Origin of the sequence: Mesorhizobium sp. B2-3-5 (assembly GCF_006442395.1) — a bacterium.
Classification (GTDB): Bacteria; Pseudomonadota; Alphaproteobacteria; order Rhizobiales; family Rhizobiaceae; genus Mesorhizobium.
The window spans coordinates 1-23847 of record NZ_VFVX01000055.1; the positions used below are offsets into that span (position 1 = coordinate 1).

At 63.1% G+C, this 23847-nt stretch carries 22 protein-coding genes and 1 tRNA gene; 14 read left to right on the forward strand and 9 right to left on the reverse strand.

Features of this window, described 5'->3' with window-relative positions:
* Nucleotides 1-367 precede the first annotated feature (367 nt).
* Together FJ958_RS29935 and mscL are read right to left on the reverse strand one after the other, a co-directional pair.
* Nucleotides 368-1534, reverse strand: coding sequence for a pyridoxal phosphate-dependent aminotransferase (locus FJ958_RS29935; RefSeq protein WP_140749246.1), 1167 nt, complete (start codon nt 1532-1534; stop codon nt 368-370).
* A gap of 86 nt (nt 1535-1620) precedes the next feature.
* The gene (mscL, locus tag FJ958_RS29940; protein ID WP_140749249.1) at nt 1621-2043 is read right to left on the reverse strand and encodes a large conductance mechanosensitive channel protein MscL; all 423 of its coding nucleotides are present in this window, start codon (nt 2041-2043) and stop codon (nt 1621-1623) included.
* Between the two features lie 241 nt (nt 2044-2284).
* On the opposite strand from mscL, the gene FJ958_RS29945 reads away from it, so the two are divergent.
* Complete coding sequence (locus FJ958_RS29945) at nt 2285-5791, forward strand: PAS domain-containing hybrid sensor histidine kinase/response regulator (protein ID WP_181176574.1); 3507 nt, start codon at nt 2285-2287, stop codon at nt 5789-5791.
* Nucleotides 5792-5827: 36 nt separating this feature from the next.
* On the opposite strand, the gene FJ958_RS29950 is transcribed toward FJ958_RS29945, so the two are convergent.
* Both FJ958_RS29950 and FJ958_RS29955 read right to left on the reverse strand, forming a co-directional pair.
* A complete protein-coding gene (locus FJ958_RS29950; RefSeq protein WP_140749296.1) occupies nt 5828-6487 on the reverse strand; it encodes a response regulator transcription factor in 660 nt (219 codons plus the stop codon).
* A 122-nt stretch (nt 6488-6609) separates the two neighbouring features.
* Complete coding sequence (locus tag FJ958_RS29955) at nt 6610-7038, reverse strand: hypothetical protein (RefSeq protein WP_140749255.1); 429 nt, start codon at nt 7036-7038, stop codon at nt 6610-6612.
* Nucleotides 7039-7146: 108 nt separating this feature from the next.
* Between FJ958_RS29955 and FJ958_RS29960 the strand changes: the two genes are divergently transcribed.
* Both FJ958_RS29960 and FJ958_RS29965 read left to right on the forward strand, forming a co-directional pair.
* On the forward strand, nt 7147-7497 hold the full coding sequence (locus FJ958_RS29960) for a DUF952 domain-containing protein (RefSeq protein WP_140749258.1): 351 nt from the start codon (nt 7147-7149) through the stop codon (nt 7495-7497).
* On the forward strand, nt 7494-8573 hold the full coding sequence (locus FJ958_RS29965) for a quinone-dependent dihydroorotate dehydrogenase (RefSeq protein ID WP_140749261.1): 1080 nt from the start codon (nt 7494-7496) through the stop codon (nt 8571-8573). The genes FJ958_RS29960 and FJ958_RS29965 overlap by 4 nt, the downstream gene beginning before the upstream one ends.
* Here the strand turns inward: FJ958_RS29965 and FJ958_RS29970 are convergent.
* Nucleotides 8566-9906: an MATE family efflux transporter gene (locus FJ958_RS29970; protein WP_140749264.1), complete on the reverse strand. Its 1341-nt coding sequence runs from the start codon at nt 9904-9906 to the stop codon at nt 8566-8568. The two genes, FJ958_RS29965 and FJ958_RS29970, sit on opposite strands and share 8 nt — an antisense overlap.
* A 132-nt stretch (nt 9907-10038) precedes the next feature.
* Here FJ958_RS29970 and FJ958_RS29975 point away from each other — a divergent pair, with 132 nt between their 5' ends.
* A complete protein-coding gene (locus FJ958_RS29975) occupies nt 10039-10941 on the forward strand; it encodes a histone deacetylase (RefSeq protein WP_140749267.1) in 903 nt (300 codons plus the stop codon).
* Nucleotides 10942-10950: 9 nt separating this feature from the next.
* Here FJ958_RS29975 and FJ958_RS29980 read toward each other — a convergent pair whose 3' ends face one another.
* Nucleotides 10951-11214 (reverse strand): DUF6460 domain-containing protein, encoded by a 264-nt coding sequence (locus tag FJ958_RS29980; protein ID WP_140749270.1) that lies wholly within the window; start codon nt 11212-11214, stop codon nt 10951-10953.
* 487 nt (nt 11215-11701) lie between these two features.
* Between FJ958_RS29980 and FJ958_RS29985 the strand changes: the two genes are divergently transcribed.
* The 8 genes from FJ958_RS29985 (at nt 11702) to FJ958_RS30020 (ending at nt 18422) form a co-directional block, all read left to right on the forward strand.
* Complete coding sequence (locus tag FJ958_RS29985) at nt 11702-12319, forward strand: outer membrane protein (protein ID WP_140613296.1); 618 nt, start codon at nt 11702-11704, stop codon at nt 12317-12319.
* Nucleotides 12320-12506: 187 nt separating this feature from the next.
* A complete protein-coding gene (locus tag FJ958_RS29990) occupies nt 12507-12887 on the forward strand; it encodes a hypothetical protein (RefSeq protein WP_140749299.1) in 381 nt (126 codons plus the stop codon).
* Nucleotides 12888-12933: 46 nt separating this feature from the next.
* Complete coding sequence (locus FJ958_RS29995) at nt 12934-13608, forward strand: response regulator transcription factor (protein ID WP_140749272.1); 675 nt, start codon at nt 12934-12936, stop codon at nt 13606-13608.
* Complete coding sequence (locus FJ958_RS30000) at nt 13605-15035, forward strand: HAMP domain-containing sensor histidine kinase (protein ID WP_140749275.1); 1431 nt, start codon at nt 13605-13607, stop codon at nt 15033-15035. The genes FJ958_RS29995 and FJ958_RS30000 overlap by 4 nt, the downstream gene beginning before the upstream one ends.
* Before the next feature lie 111 nt (nt 15036-15146).
* Nucleotides 15147-16172, forward strand: a complete 1026-nt coding sequence (locus tag FJ958_RS30005) for a glycosyltransferase family 2 protein (protein ID WP_210243496.1) — start codon at nt 15147-15149, stop codon at nt 16170-16172.
* Nucleotides 16173-16204: 32 nt separating this feature from the next.
* A complete protein-coding gene (locus FJ958_RS30010; RefSeq protein WP_140749278.1) occupies nt 16205-16660 on the forward strand; it encodes a GtrA family protein in 456 nt (151 codons plus the stop codon).
* Nucleotides 16657-18150: a hypothetical protein gene (locus FJ958_RS30015; RefSeq protein WP_140749281.1), complete on the forward strand. Its 1494-nt coding sequence runs from the start codon at nt 16657-16659 to the stop codon at nt 18148-18150. Before FJ958_RS30010 ends, FJ958_RS30015 begins: the two co-directional genes overlap by 4 nt.
* 198 nt (nt 18151-18348) lie before the next feature.
* Nucleotides 18349-18422: transfer RNA gene (locus FJ958_RS30020), tRNA-Gly, on the forward strand.
* Nucleotides 18423-18563: 141 nt separating this feature from the next.
* Here the strand turns inward: FJ958_RS30020 and FJ958_RS30025 are convergent.
* The 3 genes from FJ958_RS30025 to FJ958_RS30035 all read right to left on the reverse strand — a co-directional run bounded on the left by FJ958_RS30025 (nt 18564) and on the right by FJ958_RS30035 (nt 21034).
* Complete coding sequence (locus FJ958_RS30025; RefSeq protein WP_140749284.1) at nt 18564-19322, reverse strand: Stf0 family sulfotransferase; 759 nt, start codon at nt 19320-19322, stop codon at nt 18564-18566.
* Between the two features lie 268 nt (nt 19323-19590).
* The gene (locus tag FJ958_RS30030; protein ID WP_210243497.1) at nt 19591-19965 is read right to left on the reverse strand and encodes a protamine-2 (modular protein); all 375 of its coding nucleotides are present in this window, start codon (nt 19963-19965) and stop codon (nt 19591-19593) included.
* A 79-nt stretch (nt 19966-20044) separates the two neighbouring features.
* Complete coding sequence (locus tag FJ958_RS30035) at nt 20045-21034, reverse strand: LysR family transcriptional regulator (protein ID WP_140749287.1); 990 nt, start codon at nt 21032-21034, stop codon at nt 20045-20047.
* 311 nt (nt 21035-21345) lie between these two features.
* Here FJ958_RS30035 and chvE point away from each other — a divergent pair, with 311 nt between their 5' ends.
* Nucleotides 21346-22416, forward strand: a complete 1071-nt coding sequence (chvE, locus tag FJ958_RS30040) for a multiple monosaccharide ABC transporter substrate-binding protein (protein ID WP_140749290.1) — start codon at nt 21346-21348, stop codon at nt 22414-22416.
* 99 nt (nt 22417-22515) lie between these two features.
* The coding region (locus tag FJ958_RS30045; RefSeq protein WP_140749293.1) for an ATP-binding cassette domain-containing protein at nt 22516-23847 on the forward strand (1332 nt) is incomplete at its 3' end.

Sequence of the window (23847 nt, forward strand, 5' to 3'; positions counted from 1 at the left end):
CTGCAGGACGCGCTGGTCGAGACCTGGGATGCGCTCGGCATCCCCTACGGCTCGGCCGGACGGCCCTCGGTCGCCAAAAGCGACCGCATCATTCCGCTGCTGGTGCCCAAGTCGGGCGGCTGAAAGCCGGTTTGTGCCCGTCACAGGGTTTACTCGAACCGTAGCGCCGCCCCTCATTGTCCTGCCGGACATTTCTCCCCGTATAGTGACGGGGAGAAATGCGCTGTCGTAGATGATTTCGCCAATTACAGATATTGCAGGACAAGCGCCGAGATTGCGATCAGTCCCTTCTCCCCGTCTTCCACGGGGAGAAGGTCCCGGCAGGGGGATGAGGGGCGGCGCTTGGCTACGGAAAGCGCAACAAACCTCAGCCTATTTTCATCCAATTCGCCAGCCGGTGCGCCGCTTCCTCGACCTGGTCGAGGCGGCGGTGGAAGCATAGGCGCAGGAAGGCTTCGCCGCCGGGACCGAAAGCGGTGCCGGGCGCCAGGCCGACATTGGCCCTGTCGACGATTTCGAAAGCCGCGCTGCGCGAATCCGTGATGCCGTCGACCATGAAGAACAGATAGAACGCGCCCTGCGGCACGGTGAACCGGGCACGGCCGGTGGCGCCGAGAATGCCGCAGACCAGGTCTCGCGCCTTCCTCGCCCGTTCCACTTGTTCGGCAACGAAAGCATCGCCCTCGTCGAGCGCGGCGATCGCGCCGCGCTGCATGAACTGGGCAACGCCCGAGTTGGAATACTGGATCAGGTTCTCGAACACCTGCTGCAGGCTCGGATGCGTCTTGATCCAGCCGACGCGCCAGCCCGTCATCGCCCAGTTCTTGGAGAAGGAGTTTACGAACAGGATGCGGTCCTCCGCCGTCGCGATGTCGAGGAAGGACGGCGCGCGGCCGTAGCCGTAGTGGAACAGCGAATAGATCTCATCGGCGATGATCCAGAGGTTCTTCGCACGCGCGAGATCGAGTATCGCCTGCAAGGGCTCGTGATCGGCGGTCCAGCCGGTCGGGTTCGACGGGGTGTTGATGAACAATGCCCTGGTGCGCGGCGTGATCGCCGCCGCGAGCTTCTCGACATCGCAGGACCAGCCATTGCCGGAATGGTCAAGCGTGACCGGCACCGGAACGGCTCCCGATATCGCCGCGGCGGCGTCGAAATTCGGCCAGGCCGGCGACAGATAGATCACCTCGTCGCCGGCGCCGGCGAGTGCCGCGAGCGCCAGCTGGATGGCATGCATGCCGGAGCCGGTGACGATGAATTGCTCCTCCGGGAACGTCTTGGCGAAATGCCTGGCGTAGTAGCGGGCAAGCGCTTGCCTGAGATCGGGAATGCCCCTCTGCCAAGTGTAGAACGTCTCACCGCCGGCCAGCGCCTTCGACGCGGCATCGGTGATGAAGGCCGGCGTCGGCAGGTCGCCCTCACCGGCCCAAAGAGGGATCAGGCCTTCGCGCAGCCGGCCGTAGTTGACGACGGCGACAATGCCGCTTTCCGGCGCCGCACGGGCTTCGGCGCGCAAGGTCTCTATCAGGCTCATAACAGGTTGCCGCTCTTTACCAGATGCGAAACAGAAAGCCCCGGCCGCGAACGACCGGGGTTTTGGTCCAGAGAGCCCTGTCCCGTCTATCGCCTGGCCAGCAAATCGCGGATTTCGGTCAAAAGCTGCACGTCGGCAGGCGGAGGGGCTGCCGCTGGCGCGGGTTTTTCTGTCTCCAGGCGCCTGCGCATGTTGTTCACGGCCTTGACCATGAGGAAGATGATGAAGGCGAGGATGAGGAAGTTCAGCACGACGGTGATGAAGCTGCCATACGCAAAAACAGCACCTTGCTTTTTGGCATCCGCCAGTGAGGTGGCGTTGACGGCCGAGGAAAGCCCGATGAAATAGTTGTTGAAGTCCAGTCCGCCGAAAATCGCTCCGACGATCGGCATGATGATGTCGTTGACGAGAGAATCGACGATCTTGCCAAAGGCCGCGCCGATGATGACGCCGACGGCCAAGTCCATCACGTTACCCTTGGAGATGAATTCCTGGAATTCTTTCAGCATTCGACCCTCCTTGTCATGACCGGCCGCGCTGCCGCCTCACCAATGTCTTTCGGCCCGGCCCGAGCTCACAATAACAAAAACCCCCGGTTGCAAAACCGGAAAAAGGGTGAAAGCACCGCTTTGTTTTTACCCGACGTCATCAGACACCGATGCGCCGAAAGCCGCGATGGACTCGGCTTCCAAGCTGTGGTTGCGTGCAGGAAGGCCGGGCGTCAAACCGGCCAGGGAGGAATTGCGAGCCGTGCAGGGCTTGTTCATCGTCATCATCGCGATCGCCTATGTGACGCTGCTGTTTGCCATCGCCAGCCTGGGCGATCGACGCTCGGCCATCTCCGGGCCGGGGCGGGCGCGGCCTTTCATCTACGCGCTCAGCCTCGCCATCTACTGCACATCCTGGACCTTCTTCGGCTCGGTCGGCCTCTCCTCCGAGCGCGGCCTCGAATTCCTCGGCATCTATACCGGGCCGGTGCTGGTGTTCGTGTTCGGCTTCCCACTGCTCAACCGCATCGTGCGGCTGGCCAAGACCGAGAAGATCACCTCGATCGCCGACTTCCTCGGCGCGCGCTACGGCAAGAGTTTTGCCGTCGCCGCGATCGCCACGCTGATCGCCACGATCGGCGCGGTGCCCTATATCGCCCTGCAGCTGAAGGCGATCTCCGGTTCGGTCAGCCTGATGGTCGAGCATTATACGGGATCGCCGCCCTCCTTCGATCCGTTCGTCAGCGATATCTCCCTGGTCGTGGCCATGCTGCTGGCGCTGTTTGCGGTGCTGTTCGGCACTCGCCATGCCGATGCCACGGAACACCAGGATGGGCTGGTGCTGGCGGTGGCGGTCGAAACCGTGGTCAAGCTTGCCGCGTTCCTGGCGATCGGCCTCATGGTCACCTTCCTGATCTTCGGCGGCCCGGGCGACATGTTCGCAAGGCTCGCAGAAAACGCGCATGTGCGGCAAGCGATGGGATACAACACCTCGCTCGCCACCTGGCTGGTGCTGACGGGATTGAGCGGCTTCGCCATCATTCTCTTGCCGCGGCAGTTCTACGTCACCATTGTCGAGAACCGCGGCGAGGCCGAATTGCGCACCGCGACCTGGGTGTTTCCGCTCTACCTCGTGGCGATCAACCTGTTCGTGCTGCCGATCGCCTTCGCCGGCCTGTCGCTGGTCGGCGCCGGCACCAGCAGCGATCTCTACGTGCTGTCGCTGCCCCTGTTCAGCGGCCATGACGTGCTCGCCATGGCGGCCTTTATCGGCGGGCTGTCGGCGGCAACCGCCATGGTGATCGTCGAAAGCGTGGCGCTGTCGATCATGATCTCCAACGACCTCGTCATTCCGCTGTTCGTACGCCGCCTGCTCAAGAGCTCGACCTCGGAGAACGAGGACTGGTCGACGCTGATCCTCAATGTGCGGCGCGGGGCGATCTTCATCCTTTTGTTCATCGCCTTCCTCTACTACCGCGAGAGCACCAACAGCGCGCGCCTGTCGTCGATCGGCCTGATGTCGTTCGCGGCCATCGCGCAATTCGCGCCGGCGCTGATCGGCGGGCTGGTCTGGCGCGGCGCCAATGGCCGCGGCGCGGCACTCGGCATGGTCGCCGGCATCCTGGTCTGGGGCTATACGCTGCTTTTTCCATCATTCGTCGCGCTCGATGCCGACATCATCGTGCACGGGCTGTTCGGCTTCGAGGCGCTGCGGCCGCAGGCTCTGTTCGGCACGGTGGCCGAACCGCTGAACCACGGCGTCCTGTGGAGCCTGTCGATCAACGCAGTGTTCTTTGTCCTGGGCTCCCTCTCGCGCGCGTCGCTGCCGCTGGAACGCATCCAGGCGTCGATCTTCGTGCCGCGCGACGCCGGCCCGATGCCCAGCCTGCGCCGCTTCCGCACCGCCATAACCGTCAACGATCTCAAGGACACGATCGGGCGTTACCTTGGCGTCGAGCGCACCGAGCGCTCCTTCCAGTCGTTCGAGAAGGCCAACGGCACTTCGCTCCACGGCAAGGAGCAGGCGAGCATGGACGTCATCCGCTTTTCCGAACAGCTCTTGGCCAGCGCCGTCGGCTCCTCATCGGCGCGGCTGATCCTGTCGCTGCTGTTCAGACGCCATGATCGTGAATCCCGGGACGCCTTCCGCCTGCTCGACGACGCCACCGAGGCGCTGCAGCATAACCGCGACCTGTTGCAGATCGCTCTCGACCAGATGGAACAGGGCATCACCGTCTTCGACCGGGATTTCCGGCTCATCTGCTGGAATCGTCAGTACCGGGCGCTGTTCGACTTGCCCGACGAGATGGGTCAGGTCGGGGTCTCGCTCGACCAGATCCTGCGCTATCTGGCCGAGCGCGGCGACATCCCCGCCGAACAGCGCGTGACGATGCTCAACCGGCTGACCAGTTTCGTCAGCCCCTGGCAGATGGAGCTGAAGACCAGCGGCCGCATCCTGGAATTACGGTCCAACCCGATGCCGGATGGCGGCATCGTCGCCACCTATGCCGACATTTCCGGGCGCGTCGAACAGGACCTGGCGCTGAAGCGGGCCAATGAATCGCTGGAACAGCGGGTCAAGACCCGCACCATCGAACTGACTAGGGTCAACGAGGAATTGACCCGGGTCAACGAGGAGCTGGCGCAGGCGCAAATGCTGGCCGAGGAGGCCAATCTCGGCAAGACGCGCTTCCTCGCCGCCGCCGGCCATGACATTCTGCAGCCGCTGAACGCCGCCCGGCTCTATTGCTCCTCGCTGATCGAGAAGGCAGGCAAGGGGCCGGCCGGCAAGGCTGCGGTCAACATCGAATCCTCGCTGGAATCGGTCGAGACTATCTTGGGCGCGGTGCTCGACATCTCGCGTCTCGATGCCGGCGCGATGAAGCCTGATGACACCGTCTTCAGCCTCGACGGCCTGCTGCGCCAGATCGGCAATGATTTTCGGCCGATGGCGGCGGAGAAAAAGCTCGGACTGACGATCATGCCGTCGTCGCTGGCGGTGACGACGGACCGCAATCTGTTGCGCCGCCTGATCCAGAATCTCGTCTCCAATGCGATAAAGTACACGCGCCACGGCCGCATCCTGGTCGGCGTGCGGCGGCGCGGCGACCTGGCTGAGATCCAGGTGATCGACACCGGCATAGGCATCGCCGGCGACAAGCTGAACACTGTTTTCCATGAGTTCACGCGGTTGGACGAAGGGGCGCGCGAAGCCGAAGGCCTTGGCCTCGGCCTCTCCATTGTCGACCGCATCGCCCGGGTGCTCAGGCTCGAAATCCGCATTTTCTCCAATCCTGGCAAAGGCACGCGTTTCTCCGTCATCCTTCCGGTGGCGGCCGTGGCGGCGCCCAGGCGGGAGACCGAGAAAGCACCAGCGCGCACGGCGTCCTCGCTTGCCGGGCTCACAGTGCTGTGCATCGACAATGACGCGCGTATCCTCGACGGCATGCGATTGCTGCTCGAAGGCTGGGGATGCAGCGTCGACACCGCCTCCGGGTCAGCGGATTTCTTGTCGCCGGGCGCGCGCAGGCCCGACATCGTGCTTGCCGACTATCATCTGGATGGCGCGACCGGGCTCGACGCGATCAGGACCCTGCGCGCGGCTTACGGCCAGGATCTGGCCTGCGTGCTGGTCACCGCCGACCGTTCCAACGAGGTGCGCGCCGCGGCAAGCGAGCTCGACGTTCCGGTGATCAACAAGCCGCTGAAGCCGGCGGTGCTGCGCTCGATGATGGCCAGGGTCAGACCGCTGGCACCAGCCGCCGAGTAGCGGCATCGTGTCTCTTGATGCGACGACAAAAGCGGATCAGCCGCTCGTCTGCAGCGGGTCGCTGCCGATCTTGGACAGGAGGATCACCGCCTGGGTGCGGCTGTCGACACCGAGCTTCTGCAGGATAGCCGAGACATGCGCCTTGATCGTCGCCTCGGAGACGCCGAGTTCGTAGGCGATCTGCTTGTTAAGCAGGCCTTCCGCCAGCATGCCAAGCACGCGTGTCTGCTGCGGCGTCAGCGCCTGCAGCCGCTTGATCAGGTCCGATATTTCCGGATCGCGCTCGACGCCGAGATCGACGCCAACCGGCGCGGCGATGTCGCCGGCAAGCACCGTCTGCACAGCGCCGCGGATCTCTTCCATGCTGGCCGATTTGGAGATGAAGCCGGACGCGCCGAGATCGAGCGCGCGCCTGATGGTCGCCGGATCGTCATGCGCCGATACCACCACCAACGGCACCGCGGGATGCACGCCGCGCAGCGAAATCAGGCCGGAAAGACCGCTGGCGCCGGGCATCGACAGGTCGAGCAGCACCAGATCGACATCTTCATTGGCCACGACCAGCGCCTTGGCGCTTTCGAAATCGCCGGCCTCGTGGATGGCGGCGACATTGCCGATGCCGGCAAGCGCCTCGCGCAGCGCACCGCGAAACAGCGGGTGATCGTCGGCGATGACGAACGTGTAGCCTGACGGCAAATATCCCTCCCCGAATCCCATCGATCATTTCAAGGCTTTTCGGGATCAGTCGGACGATTATGAGGGGCCGCGCGCCGTTTTCAAGCGGCAAAGCCAGCGCGCCGCGTTTTCCCTTATGGCGCTCAGGTCTTCTGCGAGTTGGGCTGGACGCCGCTGTCCTTGTCCATATCCTTGACGATGCCCATGAAGCCCTTCAGGAAACGCTCCATGTAGCTCATCGTCTTGTTGAAATCTTCCTCGCTCGGCAGTTTCGATTCGAGACGGGCGGAGAGCGAATTCTCCAGCTTGGTGACGCGCTCGTCCATTGCCTTCATTGATGTTTGCAGGCGGTCGACCTCGTCCTGGAAAGCCGCGCGTTCGTCGGCCGCCATCTTGCAGACAAGCTGGCCGGAGCGCTCCTCGCAGAGCGACATAGCACCGGTCTGTGTATCCATGCGGACATAGCCGTTGTCAGACTTCTCCAGCCGGTAGCGGTCGGTTTCTTCCGAATAAGCTGAGGCCGCGACCAGTGAAGCGAGCGCGGCGGGGATCAAGATGTGCTGCAGACGCATGTTGTCCTCCATGGCCAAAGCCTGAAATATCGCATGTTTGCGCCGGAAATGGGGACGACCCCTTGGCGTGGCCTTCCCCGCATGACTGGTTCGGACTATAGCGCAACCATGTCACAGATTATCTACAAGATAACCCCGGAAGCGCCCTGGCGCGAGGCCGAAGCCAATGGCCGCTTCACCGGCGCGCCGATCGACATCGCCGACGGCTTCATCCATTTTTCGACGGCGGCGCAGGTCAGGGAAACGGCGGCCAGGCATTTCTCGGGCCAGACGGACCTCCTGCTGGTCGCCATCGACGGCGCCAGCCTGGGCGACGCCTTGAAATACGAGGTGTCGCGCGGCGGCGCCCTGTTTCCGCATCTCCATGGCGTGCTGGAGCTGAGCGCCGTGCTTTGGGTCAAGCCGCTGCCGCTTGGTGCCGACGGCACCCACCAGTTCCCGGCGCTGGAGGAGCAATGAGCGTGCTCGACCGGTTTGGCCAGAAGCTGCTGTTCACCTTCGATCCGGAAACCGCGCATAGCCTGTCGATCGCGGCGCTGCGCTGCGGCCTGCCGGTGGCCGGGCGACCGATACGAGACGAGAGGCTGAAGGTCGGGCTTTGCGGTCTCGATTTCCCGAACCCTCTCGGCATGGCCGCCGGCTACGACAAGAACGCCGAGGTGCCCGACGCGCTGCTTGGCCTCGGCTTCGGCTTCGCCGAGGTCGGCACGGTCACGCCGCTGCCGCAGGCAGGCAACCCGAAGCCGCGCATCTTCCGGTTGACGGCGGATGAAGCGGTGATCAACCGGCTGGGCTTCAACAATGAGGGTCATGCGGCCGCCGAGAAACGCCTTGCCGCGCGCAAGGGGCGCCCTGGCATCGTCGGCGTCAACATCGGCGCCAACAAGGACAGCGCCGACCGGATCGGCGACTATGAGAGCGGCGTTTCCCGCTTCGCTGCCTATGCCAGCTATCTCACCGTCAACATCTCGTCGCCGAACACGCCGGGCCTGCGCAACATGCAGGCGCGCGAGCAACTCGGCGAATTGCTGTCCCGGGTCGTGGCCGCGCGTGCCGCGGCATCCGCGCAACCACCCGTTTTCCTGAAGATCGCGCCGGATCTGGTCGAGGCCGAACTGGAGGATATCGCCGCCGAGGTCGCCGGGAATCGGGTCGACGGCGTCATCGTCTCCAACACCACCATTTCGCGGCCGCCGCTGCGCAGCGGCGACACTGCACGCGAGACCGGCGGGCTTTCGGGCAGGCCATTGTTCGATCGATCGACCATCGCGTTGGCAAGAATGCGCAAATTGCTCGGGCCGGACATGGCCATCATCGGTGTTGGTGGCGTCGATTCCGCCGATACGGCACTGGAAAAGATCCGCGCAGGGGCCGATCTCGTCCAGCTCTACACCGGCATGATCTATGCCGGACCGGCGCTGCCTGGCCGGATCGTCGCCGGGATGGCGCGATTTGCCGAGACCGAGCGGCTGAAGTCCATTCGCGACTTGCGCGACAGCCATCTTGATCGATGGGCATCGAAGCCGCTCAGCTGAAGGCCGTCCGCACCCGTAGCCGCAGAATTGTCAGCAGGCTGAAGCCGCGCGCCAGCAGAAACACGTGCAATGCCGCCCAAAGGCCGTGATTGCCGAAGGCAGGCGCCAGCGTGAGCAGCGCGACGGCAAAAACGAGGAACGACAGCAGCATCATATTGCGCATGTCGCGTGACCAGGTCGCGCCGATGAAGACGCCGTCCATCTGGAACGCCAGCACACCGCTCAGCGCGGTGAATGCCGCCCAGGGCAGATAGATGTCGGCCACGGCGCGGACCTCCTGCGACGTCGTGACGACGGCGACCAGCTTGGTGCCGGCCAGGAGCAGCACCAGCGTCGCGGCACCGGCCAACCCAAGGCCCCAGAGCAAGGTCAGCCGCACCGCCTGCCGGAAGGACCGCTCGGCACGCGCGCCGACGGCGCGGCCAGCAAGCTGTTCGGCGGCGGTGGCGAAGCCGTCGAGGAAATAGCCGGCGACAAGGAAGAAATTCATCAGGACCGCGTTGGCGGCCAGCGTCACCGTGCCGAACTGCGCGCCCTGGCGGGTGAACAGCGCAAAGGCCGCAAGCAGGGAGAAGGAGCGGATCATGATGTCGCGGTTGAGCGACAGCATGCGCAGGAAGGCCGCCATGTCGAGCAGCCGATGGCGTGGCAGGGGCGGCGTGGCGCGGAAGCGTCCGACAACGATGGCAAGACCCAGCAGCATGGCCAGGAACTCGCCGGTGACGGTCGCCCAGGCGACGCCGGCGACGCCCCAGCCAAGCTCCAGGCCGAGCAGGAAGCAGAGTATGATGTTGATGCCGTTCAGCACCAGTTGCAGCACCAGCCCGAGCCCGCCCTCGCCGCGCCCCAGGACATAGCCAAGGACGGCATAGTTGATCAGCGAGAAGGGGGCGGCGAGAAGCCTGATCCTGATGTAGATGCCCATCGCCTCGCTGACGCGCGGCCCGGCATCCATGAACCACTGGCCGCCGACAGCGAGCAGAGGCGAAAGCGCCGCCAGCACTATACCGGCGACCACCGCGATGAGAACGGCGCGCCAGAACACCGCCTGCTCCTCGAGCGCATCGCCACGCCCGAACGCCTGGGCGACGAGGCCGGTGGTGCCCGAGCGCAGGAAGTTGAAGGAGGTGAAGACGACGTCGAAGACCAGCGCGCCCGCCGCAAGGCCGCCGAGCAAGGCGGCGTCGCCGAACTGGCCGACCACGGCCGTGTCGACCAGGCCGAGCATTGGCGTCGTCAGGTAGGCAAGCGTCATCGGCACCGCGATAGCGAGCACGGAACGGTTGGTGACGACAAAATATCTGGCGTCGGCCGGGGTTGCACCCTTGTCCAAGGGATTGCTGCCTTGCTGATTGCTGCTTGATCGGAGAGCCGATGTGCCCCATTTTCCGGCCACCGCGCAATCATTCTTCACGCGACGGCCAACCGAAATCCCGCTCTGGCGCGAAGCCGCCGGTTCCCGTTCATGCCCCTGCAGATCGTCCACCACCCCGACTATGACGCCGGATTTGCCGTCAATCATCGCTTTCCGATGAGCAAGTATCCCTTGCTGATGGAGGCCTTGCGGACACGCGGCCTGGCCGGACCCAACGCGCTCAACACTGCGGAACCCGCACCAGCCTCATGGCTGAAGCTCGCCCACGCGGCGGATTATGTCGACCAGGTCATCACCTGCTCTGTCCCGGACACGATCGAGCGCGAGATCGGCTTTCCGGTCGGCCCGCGCGTTTCGATGCGCGCACAGCTTGCCACCGGCGGCACAGCACTCGCGGCGCGGCTTGCCTTGCGCCACGGCATTGCCTGCAACACCGCCGGCGGCAGCCATCACGCACGGCGCGCACAGGGCGCCGGCTTCTGCACTTTCAACGACGTCGCGGTCGCTTCGCTGATGCTGCTCGCAGAGGGTGCGGCACACAACATATTGGTCGTCGATCTCGACGTGCATCAAGGCGACGGCACGGCGGATATTCTGAGAGACGAGCCGCGCGTGTTCACCTTTTCCATGCATGGTGAGCGCAACTACCCCGCGCGCAAGATCGCCTCCGACCTCGACATCGCGCTGCCCGACGGCACGGGCGATGCCGCCTATCTTGAAAGGCTAGCCACGATCCTGCCGGAGCTGTCGGCCAGAGCGCGCTGGGACATCGTTTTCTACAACGCCGGCGTCGACGTCCATGCCGAGGACCGGCTTGGCCGGCTGGCACTTTCCAATGACGGACTTCGTGCCCGCGACGAGACCGTCATCAGTCATTTCCGCGCGCGCCGCATTCCGGTCTGCGGTGTCATCGGCGGCGGCTATTCCACGGATGTGCCGGCACTTGCCGCCCGCCACGCCATCCTGTTCGAGGTCGCGTCGGGCTACGCCTAAGCAGGAAAGCTATTTCCGGTAGTTGGCGATCCTGAGCAGGACGAAGGCCGGCACGACGACCGCGGCGCCGAGCAGGATGTAGCCAAGGAAACGGTCCATGGCGTGGAACCCCAGATTCCACAGATCGATGAAGAACTTCTGGATGCCGTAGAAGACATCCATCGGCGACCAGCCGAAGGCATTCATGACCAGTCCGACGAGAAACGACACCACCAGCAGCTTCAGGATCACCCTGAGCGGCGAGTCGCCAAGAATGCGTGTCAGTGCGGACAAGGCCGTCTCCCGGTTGAGATGCCCGGACTGATGGGCACGGCCCAGAGATACGTGCTTGGCAGCCATCCATCAAGCCAGCGCGGTCCGTACGCGGGAAGCCGTCACCGCTCGAGCATCCGAGCGGCGAACGAGCCGGAACGGTGTGGCCCTTCATCCGGATGATCGAGATTCAGGATTCCGGGGCTCCGCATTTCTTAAACATAGGTAAACAAGATCATTTTAATTTATTGAAAATAAAGCGCAAAATCGTCATTTTCGAATGTCGCGCAATGTGCGTGCAATTTTCACCTGCGAGATATCAGGCGTCTTTCAGGTGATGGATCGCGCGGCGCCCTGCCCCCTACAACAGCCGGCGAAAGCCGGTCCCCAGAACCGCACGACCATCCCTGAAAGACGCCAATCGGAGCATGGCCGCCCAACGGTCAGGCTCCCGGGAATTAACCTGCGCATCGATTTGTCGGATGCGCGTCCGTGTTGGAGTAATGCAGTGTCCTCTCGAGCAAAGATCGTCCTGACGGCGGGAACCCTCGCCTTGTGCCTTCTCGGACCGGCGATGGCCGCCGACCTCTCGCCAACCTACAACGATCCCCCCGCCTTCCAGTGGAGCGGCGCGTATGTCGGTGTCCATGGCGGTACGGCGTTCACCAAGATGCCCAATCCGTTCGCCGACCGAAACGGCTTCAGCGGCGGCGTTCAGGCCGGCTACAACCAGCAGATGGGCCCCGCCGTTCTCGGCGCCGAGATCGAAGGCTCTTATCTCGGCGGTGCCGAACACAACGTCCAGGGCGGCAAGATCAAGGAGAAATGGCGTGGTGCGGCCAAGGCCAAGGCCGGCCTGAGCTTCGACCAGACGCTGCTGTTTGGAACCGGAGGCGTTGCGCTGACCAAGTTCGACAAGGCTGACAATCTGAGCAGCAGCGACGGATGGAAGGTCGGCTATCTCGTCGGCGCCGGCATCGAGCAGGGCTTCGCCGGTGGCTTGTCGGCCAAGGTGGAGTACGACTATGTCCGCACTCCCGGCGTCGAGACGACATCGGCCCTTGGTGCGGCCAAGACGACGATCGGCAGTCATGAGCTGAAGGCCGGCATCAATTATCGGTTCTAGGAGGGTGCACATCGGATCGCGCGAAGCCCGCCGGGCGTCGCGCGATCGCGTGTTTCGATATGCGCCCGAGCCTTGGACGACGGCTTTTTCCGCAACAGACCCCGATCCGGCACTTCGCTGCAATGTCGATGTAATCTTCGCGATCTAGGTCCCGCGCGTGAATTCACGATGGGAATCTGTTATGTCCATGCATGGAGCCGGCTACTTCCTACGAGCCCTGAAGATAGTGCTCATCGCAATCGCGCTCGCGGGCTGCGCCTCCGACATCATGAAGAACTATGTCGGGCAACCGGTCGAATCGGTCATTCTGGATTATGGTCCGCCAATAGCGGTTGTCGACCTCGGCCAGGGCGAGCGCGCCTATCAATGGCGCAAGGTGTCGACGAACGCGGTTTCCGGGACATCGAGCGGCGAGGTTCGCCACACAAAACGCGGAACCGTCTATGAAGAGACCGAAACGCCTGGCTATATCGAGCGCCAGGAATGCTTCTACACATTCTACGCACGCGCTTCGGGCGGCCGCTGGTTCGTCACCAATTTCCGCCAGCCAAAGCTGGAATGCGAATGAATTGCCGCGGCGGATCCCGACCGGCCGTGAGTGAAGGAGAATACGTATGCGCGTCCTGCTGATCGAGGACGAACCGGAAATGGCCTCCGTGCTGAAGGCCGCTCTCGAGCGTCTGGATATCGTCGTCGACCATGCCGCGACATTGGCCGACGGGGAGGCGGTGGCTCGTCTTGGCTATCACGACGCGGTGGTGCTGGACCGCCGGCTGCCGGATGGCGACGGTCTCGGCCTGATCCCGCGTCTGCGCGCCTTGCACCTGGACGTACCGGTGATCGCGCTGACGGCGATGAGCGGGCTGGACGACCGCGTCGCCGGGCTCGATGCCGGTGCCGACGATTACATGGTCAAGCCCTTCGCCACGGTGGAACTCGTCGCGCGGCTCCATGCGCTGCACCGGCGCTCGTTCACTTCGCGCGCCAACCAGACGATGGTCGGCCGCCTCATCTATGATTTCCGCCATCGCGAGGCGCTGGTCGAGGATCAGGCCCTGGATCTGCCGCGGCGCGAAAGGCTGGTGCTTGAAACCCTTATCCGCAGGCCGGGCCGGACCATCATGCGCGGCACGCTCGAAGAGGCCGTCTACGCCCTGGACGACGAGATCGGCTCCAATGCGCTCGACGCGCATATTTCCCGGCTGCGCCGCAAGCTCGACGATGTCGCCGCCGGCATCGAGATCCGGGCGATCCGCAATCTCGGCTATCTCTTGCGGGCGGCCTCGTGAAGAAGGCGCGCGCGCGTTCGCTGCAATGGATCCTGGTCCGCCGGCTGATCCTGCTGCAGGCAGCGACGCTGCTTATCTTCATCGTGCTTTGCGCGGCAGCACTGTGGATCGCCAATCCGCGCCTGCTGATCGACAACGAGGCTGCAGTCGCGGCCGTCAAGGATGCCGTCGACCGGGACAAGGACGGCAGGCTGATCGTGCGTGAAACGGAAGAACTCACAGCGTTTCGCGAGAGTTTTCCAAATGTCTGGTACGTCGTTCGCGACGGCAGTGGCGAAAGCGTCCGCTTCGGCACCATACCGGACGTCTATACCAAGAACTTGGGCGACCTGCTTGGCGAGGCCGACCACGCCACGATCGGATTCTCCGACAAGGACATGCGGCCGGAAGCCTATCTGGAAAACGCTTCGACCAAGGCCGGCACGGTGCAGATCGTCGCCGCGACGCAGTCGTCGCGCCAGCAGACAGACGGCCTCGAAGTCAACATCTCGGCCACCGTCGAAGTCGCGCGCAATCCGGATGGCAGCAGGAACTGGGAGCGCGCGCTGCCGGCGCTCGCGGTCGTCATCGCAATCCTGCTGTTGCCCGTCATCCTCGTGATGGGCGCGACGACACTGGTGACGACGCCGACCATCGTGCGCCGCTCCTTTGCCGGCCTTGTCGACACCGTGCGCCAGGCCGCGCGCATCGATATCGGCACCCGGGCCATGCAACTTCCGGTCAAGCAGGTGCCGCAGGAGATCGCGCCGCTGGTGAACGCCTTCAACGAGGCTTTGGCCCGGCTCGCGCAGGGCTATGACCGGCACAACCGTTTCCTGACCGACGCCGCGCACGAATTGCGCACGCCGATCGCCATCCTGCGCACACGCGCCGAATTGCTGAAGCAGGAACCACAAAGCGTGCGCCTGCTGCATGACATCGAGCGTCTGTCGCACCTTGCCCAGCAACTGCTCGATCATCAGTTGCTGGATCGCCCGTCCGAGCAACGCCAGATCGTCGATCTCGACGATCTCGTCAGCCGGGTCGCCGCCGATTTCGCCCCGCTCGCCATCGAGGCCGGCTATGACCTCGCCTTCGAACCGTCGCCGAACAAGGCGCATGTCGAGGTCAACGTGCTGCAGATCGAGCGGGCGCTCGCCAACCTGGTGCGCAACGCCATCGAGCATGGCGGCGGCCGCGGCACGATCACGATAGCCATCGACGGGACCGGAGGCATCGAAGTGCGCGACGAGGGCCCGGGCATTCCCGCGGAAGAGCGCGAGAATGTCTTCGAGCCTTTTTACCGCTTGCAGCCGCAGTCGCGTGGAGCGGGACTGGGACTGAACCTCGCCCGGCAGATTGCGCTGCTGCATGACGGAACGATCCGGATCCTGACGGGCTCGTGGCGCGGCGCCCGCATCCGCATGGAGTTACCCGTCCGTTCGTAATGGCAGCCACGGATGGCGCCAAGACGCGCAGTGTCGGCGGCCCATGTCGGGCTTATCTGTTTTCTAACCAATTGCCGTTATTGCCATTGCCATAGCGGGAGCCAGGCTTTGGTGGGAACGGGAAAAATCGGCGCGCGCCGCCCAGTCATGCTGTCGGTCGTCGTGCCGTGCTACAACGAGCGCGACGGCGTGGCCGAGCTTCACCGGCGCGTCAGCGCCGTGTGCCTTGAGCAAAGCCCTTCCTACGAGATCGTTCTTGTCATCGACGGGGCGACCGACGGCACCCGCGAGGCCATTTTCGAACTGGCCGAAAAGGACGACCATGTGGTCGCCATCGACCTGGCGCGCAACTACGGCCACCAGATCGCGCTCAGCGCGGGGCTTGAGTTCTGCCGCGGCGAGCGCATCCTCATTCTCGACGCCGACCTCCAGGATCCGCCCGAACTGCTCGGCGCGATGATGGTGAAGATGGATGGAGGCTTCGACGTCGTCTACGGCCAAAGGGTGAAGCGCGACGGCGAAAGCTGGTTCAAACTGGCTTCGGCCTCGATGTTCTATCGCCTGCTTGGTCGGATGGTCGATGTCGACATCGCACCGGACTCCGGCGACTTCCGGCTGATGAGCCGGCGTGCGCTCGACCATCTGAACGCGATGCCCGAACGCTACAGGTTCATTCGCGGCATGGTGAGTTGGATCGGGCTGAGGCAGGTCGCCTTCCCCTACGAACGCCACCGGCGCTTTGCTGGCACCACGCATTATCCGTTGAAGAAGATGGTTCTTCTGGCGGTCGACGCGATGACCAGCTTTTCGATCCTGCCCTTGCGGTTTGCCTCGCTGCTGGGGATGATGTTCGGCCTGCTCGGCCTGGTCGTGCTTGGCTATACGCTGCTGGAATGGTCCGTTGGCAATGTGCTGCCCGGCTGGACGAGCCTTGCCGCGATCATGCTGATCCTGGGCAGCGTCCAGCTTCTGGTGCTCGGTATCTTCGGCGAGTATCTCGGCCGCATGTACATGGAGACGAAGCGGCGGCCGCTCTACTTCGTCAACGAAATCGTTTCGCGCGACCAGCCCGCCAAGAACAGCGACCTGGCTGTCCATCGCCTGCAGGAGATGGCGAAACGAGCCGCGCGTGGCTGAGGCGAAGGCTCACCGGATGCAACGGGAACGGCATGGGCAGGATGCGGTCGGCTCTTCCGTCTGATTTCTCGCGGATGCTGCGCTTTGGCGCCGTCGGGCTTCTCAACACCGCGCTTGGATATACGCTCATCCTGACCGCGTTGGCGCTGGGGCTCGGCGACATCGTCTCCAATGCCACAGGCTATGCCGCGGGCCTCACCCTTGGCTTCTTCCTCAATCGGCGATGGACGTTCGGGCGCGCCGGCGATTTTCGCTCCGGCGCGGTCGTTCGGTACGCGATCACCTTCATTGCCGCCTATGGCGCCAATCTGGGAATCGTGATCACCGCCATGTCCGCCGGTATCATCGAAAACCCATTTGTCCATCTGGCTGGCAACTGCCTCTACTCGGTCATCTTCTATCTGGGCTCGTCCCGTTTCGTCTTCGTCGCCGATGATCCGGACGCCTTGGCCGGAACGAACGCGACATGGACCGGAACCGCGACATGAATCAGGCCGCCACAATCATCACGGCCACTCCGTCGCTCGGGGACGCGCAACGCATCAGGCTGGTATTCTGTCTTCTCTGCGCCTGTGTCGTGGCCTATGTGCTGGCGGACTTTGCCGGCGCGATCCTGCAGGATCCCGATAATTGGTGGCACGTGAAGGTCGGCCTGGACTTCCTGGCGAGCCGGACGTTTCCGGCCGTAGACCCTTATTCCCATACTTTCGCTGGCCAGCCCTGGATCGCCAAGGAATGGCTGGGGCAGGTTCTTCTGGCCCTTGCCTACCGCGCGGGCGGTTGGAATGGCGTCGTCGCACTGATCATCGCCACGGTCGGCCTGGCCGTCTTCCTGGTGGGATGGTTCCTCAGCGCATGGCTGAAGCCGATACTGGCGGTGGCGCTGGCCTTCGTCGCGGCCTTCCTGATCGCCCCGATCTACACGGCACGCCCGCACGTCTTCACCCTGCCGATCATCGTCGTCTGGACGGCAATGCTGTTTCGTGCCGCGCAGGAAGAGCGAGCCCCGCCCCTGTGGCTGCTCGTGCTTGTCGTGTTGTGGGCGAACCTGCATGCCACGTTCACCCTGAGCTTCGTCATCGCCGCCTTTGCCGGGCTCGATCTCCTGGCACGCTCGGGCCTGTCAAAACCCGCCCTGCTGGCGAAATGGGCGGCTTTCGGCCTGCTCTGTCCGTTGGTCAGCCTGATGCATCCCTATGGCGTGAAGGCCATCCTGGCCACGCTCACCGTGGCCTATGGCAACGAGGCGGTACCACTCATCCTGGAGTGGCGGCCGTTCAACGCCCAAGAACAGCTCTTCCAGGAAGCAGCGATGCTGTTGGCGTTTTTCGGGCTTCTGGTATCGAGGCTCCGGATCGGCTGGGCCAAGGCGCTGTTCATCGTATTCACGCTGCACGTCTATCTCGCGCATCTGCGATTTGTATATCTGCCCTTCCTGTTGATTCCGTTGGTAATCGCGGCCGAGATCGCACGGCAATATGCCGCGCTCTCGGCTACTACATGGCTGGCGGAAAAGCGTGATGGGCTGGAGAAGGTCTTCGCCGGCCGGTTCTACACAATATGCGGCGCGATGGCTGTCCTGGCGGTCGGCGTCGTCTCGATTCTCGGCAGCACCTACAAGGTCGCGCCAAGCCCGACGACAGCGGCCAACGGCGCCCTCGCATTCGCCAGGGACCATCGCCTGTCCGGCAACGTGCTGAATTCCTACAATTTCGGCGGCACGCTGATCTTCCACGGCATCAAGACCTACATTGACGGCAGAACGGACCAGCTGTTCCTCAACGGGTTCACGAAAACCGACGAGGCGACCGGGCGCAGTGACGGAAAACCCCTGCTCGAGAACCAGTTGAAGAAATACACCATCGGCTGGGCGCTCCTCACAGCCGACGACACCCGCATCCCCTTCTTCGCGGAGTTGGGCTGGAAGCGCGCCTATGCGGACGAGTATGCCGTGATCTACCTGCCTCCCGGCGCCTGATTTTTTACCGCGCCCGCGCGAACCTGTCCGGCACGACGCTCGCCATTTCGAAATACTGGCCAAGCTTCGCCGCCAGCAGCAAGGTCGCGAAGATAAAATAGGAATCGCAGGCCAGCGCCCACGAAACCTGGGAGCATGCGTTTTGATGGCAGCTTTGCGATTGCCCGAAGGCCGAACCTCATGGTAACGAGGGCACGCGCGGGTATGATGTAATGGTAGCTTGTCAGCTTCCCAAGCTGAACGCGCGGGTTCGATTCCCGCTACCCGCTCCAGTTTCTGCCACAAGGGTTTGCGCCTGATTTGCCGCCCTCCTGAAATGGGCGGTTTTTACAGACTATGTGCTGTTGCCAACCGCACTGAGCGATGAACCCCCGACCGCGTGATGGGGCCGACATGACATTAGTCAAGTCAAGTCAGGCCTGGCCAATTCGCATCTGCTTCTTGAGAAGGAACCGGGCGAGATTGTTGATATTTCGCGGCGCCACCCTTTTGGGGAGATGTGCCAGCAGGCCCTTGGATTTGACGTCGTTTTGAAATCGCTCTGCCCAGTCCTCGGTGTGATTGTCCCGTTGCAGCCGCAAATTCGTCTTGAACTCGCGGTTCGGCATTTCAATCGACAATTGCCGGGCCATCGATGCCACATAAGGGCGGGGGTCGTCCAACAGGTCTTCGTAAAAGAAATGATCGTAGGGCAGGTCCGCCATGCGCAGGTAGGCCTCCCAGAAGGCATAGCTCTGTTCGATCAGGAAATAGGCCTGACAGATACCGGCGAAGTCGTATCGCGGAACCAAATCCGCTCCATCCGTACTTCTCCAACGGCCTGACGCCTTCGCCCGGCAATAGGAAATCGCTTGGCGAAGGCGGTCCCGCCGCTCCAGCAGGACCAAACCCATGGCATGGCGCCGGAGGCATTCCGCGAGGAAGTCGGCTCCATATTTCGCCTGCGACCAGTGAAGGTGCCGGGGAAACAGCTTTACCGCGAACCTACCATTTGCCGTCCCGCCGCGATCAATCACCGCGGACATGAGTTCGTCGAAGGATTTCGGCTTGCATCCCAGATTGGCCGTATCAAGCCATTCTGCCGACTTACCGAACAATCCGGTGCTGTTTGCCAGGCTGCCAAGCCATTCGGAGCCGCTACGGGCCTCAGTCAGTATCGCCACGCCTTTCATGCGTGCTGATTGCCCGCTGCCTTCAAATGCATGATCCTCATTACAAAATACGGTTCTTCCTGATGGCCCCTCGGCATGCTTACAACTCCACCTAAACAGCGCTTCAACGGCCAGGGGCTGATATCGTTCCGTCGATTCTATCTTAGGCTAAGCTAAAATGAAGGCGAAATCCGTCGCGTTGAGGCGATCGGCGCCGGGCTGCACAAGATTTGTTGTGAAGAAACCGGCCACGCAACGGTGGCCGGTCCTTGCGTTAGGCAGAAGCCGATTACAGCCAGACCCTGGCCCATACGCGCTCGCGCCAGCAGCGCACATGGCGGCGGCCGTGGCGCCAGGTCCGGCGGCAAACCCTGCGCCAGACACGGCGGCGCCCATGGCGACGGCGCCAGCGGCGACCATGACGCCATTCGCCGTAGCGATGCCAGCGACGATGGGAGACCTGCTCCAGTTCGACCCCGTCATCCCCTTCGAAGACAGCCGGATCCGGCTTGTCGAGCTCATCGAGAATCCCGTTGCCCTGCGGGATACCGGCAATGGCGCGACTGGGTCCGGCTACACTCGCAAATGCCACCACCCCGGCGGCGCCAAGCATTCCAGTAAGAAACAACCGACGTTCCATCGAACCCTCCTCCAAGTTGATCATCGGCATCTCCTCCCCTCGCCGAATGGGCTTCAGCGGGCATGCCGATAGCCCTGAACGCGCGGTCGCGATTGTTGTTCCCTCATCCCACTTCGCGCAGGATGAAATCGTGCAGCATCTTGGCCGCCGGCGACAGCACGCGGTTCTTGACCGTGATCAGGCTGTAGGGTCTGACCTCGATGTCGAATTCGGTCTGGACGACATCGATGGCACCGGCGAGCCCATCGGGATTCTGGATGAATTTCGCCACCTGCACCGAGACCGGCGCGATGGCGTCGGATTGCGCGACCATGACCAGCGTCAAGAGCAGCGAGCTGGTGTTGAGGATCCGGTCCGGCAAGGCGATGTTGCGGTTGAGGAAATTGCTCTCCATCGCCTGGCGCAAGGGCGAGCCGCCGGACTGGAAGACCCAGTCATAGGCCGCAGTGTCTTCGAGCCGCACCACGCTGGCACTGGTGAGCGGGTGGCCACGGCGCACGATCAGGCAGGCCTTCTCGACGCCGATGACACGGGATTCGAACAGCCGCGGATTGAGGTCATCAGGGATGCGCGCGATGATGAAATCATGGCGCGTGGCGATCAGTTCGCGTGCCAGCACATTGGAGGTCTCAACCTGCATGGTGATCTCGATACGCGGATAGATGCGGCGGATTTCGCGGATCGCCGGCACCGCGAGTTCAATCGCCGGCGCGGTCACGGCACCCAGGAACACCGAGCCGCCCTTGCCCGCCTTGAGCTCGGAGATCTCGCGATCGACCTCGCGCATCTCCAGCAGGATCGAGCGCGCGCGCCTTGCCAGTGCCTTGCCGTAGGGCGTCAGCGTGATGCCGCGCGGCAGCCTTTCGCACAGCTTGACCTCCAGCACCGCCTCCATCTCGGCGATCATACGCGAGGCCGCCGGCTGCGAGATGTTCATCACCTGCGCCGCCGCGCTCACCCGGCCGTGATCGTCGAGCGCGACGATCATGCGCATGTGACGCAGGCTGAGGCCGCTGCGCAGCAAGGTTTCGCCATCGCCCGGCGTCTCGCTGTAACCGTTTGAAACCGCGGCCGGATTTCGTAACGCCGCCATGCTTTCCCCGATTCCTTCCTGGCCAGCCGGCATTCGTGCCGCCCTGCCTTGTCTCAATAACACATACCAAGCGTGATATGGCAAACATCAAAGATCGCATTTGACAGTTATGACAAAAGGGTCGCAACGTCAGTGCGTTCCGAGACGCGACGGTCGCCGACGACAAAAAATCGTATCGATTGAAATCAGCGGCTCGAAACCATGGGAGGATACCGGAGATCGATATGACGGCAGCAGTGCCTTGGCGCTTCTGCACGATTGCGCGGCCCGCGACCCCCGGGGTGCCGCGTCCATCAACCAGGGAGAGTTAAGTGAAAATCATCAAGACATTAGTCGCCGCCTTGGCGGTCAGCATCGCGGCCATGTCGGCCACCGCCTACGCAGCCGACAAGGGGCTCGTCGGCGTGCTGATGCCCACCAAGACCTCACAGCGCTGGATCAATGACGGCGACGCCGTGAAGTCCCAGCTCGAGGCTTTGGGCTACACGGTAGACCTGCAGTACGCGCAGGACGACATCCCCAACCAGCTCAGCCAGCTGGAAAACGAGATCACCAAGGGCCCGAAGGCGCTGATCATCGCCTCGATCGACGGCACCACCATGTCTGCCGCCCTGCAAAAGGCCAATGACGCAGGCGTCGTCGTCGTCGCCTATGACCGCCTGATCAAGAAGACGGGCAATGTCGATTATTACACCACCTTCGACAATTTCGGCGTCGGCGTCATCCAGGCCAATTCGCTGCTCAAGGGTCTCGGCTACCCGGACAAGAAGGGTCCGTTCAACATCGAGCTGTTCGGCGGCTCGCCCGACGACAACAACGCCTTCTTCTTCTACAACGGCGCCATGTCGGTGCTGCAGCCGTTGATCGACAGCAAGGTGCTCGTCGTGAAGTCCGGCCAGATGGGCATGGACAAGGTCGGCACGCTGCGCTGGCTGGCCGCGACCGCACAGGCCCGCATGGACAATCTGCTCTCGGCCAACTACTCGAGCGGCGGCGCCCGCGTCGATGGCGTTCTGTCACCCTATGACGGCCTGTCGCGCGGCATCATCGCCTCGCTGCGCGCCGTCGGCTACGGCACCGCCGACCAGCCCTGGCCGGTCGTGACCGGCCAGGATGCCGAAACCGCTTCGGTGAAGGCAATCATCGCCGGCGAACAGTATTCGACCGTGTTCAAGGATACACGTGACCTCGCCAAGGCCACCGTCGAGCTGGTCGACAAGGTGCTGTCGGGCGGCAAGCCGGACGGCCTCGACACCAAGACCTACAACAACGACGTCAAGGTCGTTCCCTCGATCCTCTTGACGCCGCATGAAGTCGACAAGTCGAACTACCAGAAGCTGGTCGTCGACTCCGGCTACATCAAGGCCGCGGACCTGAAGTAATTTCGGTTGCAAAGCCAGGGGTCCTGCGCAACGCAGGGCCCCTTTTCGTTCACCAGCGACCCCGGTATTGTTGCGGACCTCGCAGGAGAATTATTGCCCATGGCCTCGACGATTTTGGAGATGCAGGACATCACCAAGACGTTTCCCGGCGTGAAGGCGCTGTCGAACGTCAATCTGCGTGTCGAGGAAGGCGAGATCCACGCCGTGGTCGGCGAGAATGGCGCCGGCAAGTCGACGCTGATGAAGGTCCTGTCGGGTGTCTACCCCTCAGGCAGCTATGACGGCAAGATCATCTTTCGCGGCGAGGAGTGCCATTTCAAGGGCATTCACGACAGCGAGCACAAGGGTATCGTCATCATCCACCAGGAGCTTGCGCTGGTGCCGATGCTGTCGATTACCGAGAACATATTTCTTGGCAATGAACATGCCAAGCGCGGGATCATCGACTGGGATGCCAACGAGGCGCGCACGACCGGGTTGCTGAAGAAGGTCGGTCTCAAGGAAGATCCCAATACGCTGATCACCAATATCGGCGTCGGCAAGCAGCAACTGGTCGAGATCGCCAAGGCGCTGAGCAAGGAAGTGAAGCTCTTGATCCTCGACGAGCCGACGGCGAGCCTGTCGGAAAAGGACAGTCAGGCCCTGCTCGACCTGCTGCTCGAATTCAAGCGGCAAGGCATGACCTCGATCCTGATTTCGCACAAGCTCAACGAGGTGAACCGGGTCGCCGACAAGGTGACCATCATCCGCGACGGGCGCACCATCGAGACGCTTGCCAGGAAGGACATTTCCGAAGATCGCATCATCACTTCGATGGTGGGTCGTTCGCTCGACGACCGCTATCCGCCGCGCGAGCCCAGGATCGGCGACGTCGTGCTGCAGATTCGCGACTGGTCGGTCTATCACCCGATCCACGCCGACCGCCAGGTGATCAAGGGCATCGATATCGATGTGCGCAAAGGCGAAGTGGTGGGCATTGCCGGGCTGATGGGCGCAGGACGCACCGAATTCGCCATGAGCCTGTTCGGCCGCTCCTATGGCCGCCGCATCACCGGCGAGGTGCTGCTCAACGGCAAGCCTGTCGATCTTTCCTCGGTCAGCAAAGCGGTGAAGCATGGCATCGCCTACGTCACCGAGGACCGCAAGACCTACGGGCTGAACCTGATCGACCATATCAAGCACAACATCACGCTCGCCAATCTTGGCGGCGTGTCGCGCCACGGCGTGATCGACGACCTGCGCGAGCTCGACGTCGCCAACGACTATCGCAAGAAGACCAACATCCGCGCGTCGAGCGTCTACCAGATGACCGGCAACCTTTCGGGCGGCAACCAGCAGAAGGTGGTGCTGTCGAAATGGCTGTTCGCCAACCCGGAAGTGCTGATCCTCGATGAGCCGACGCGCGGCATCGACGTCGGCGCCAAATACGAG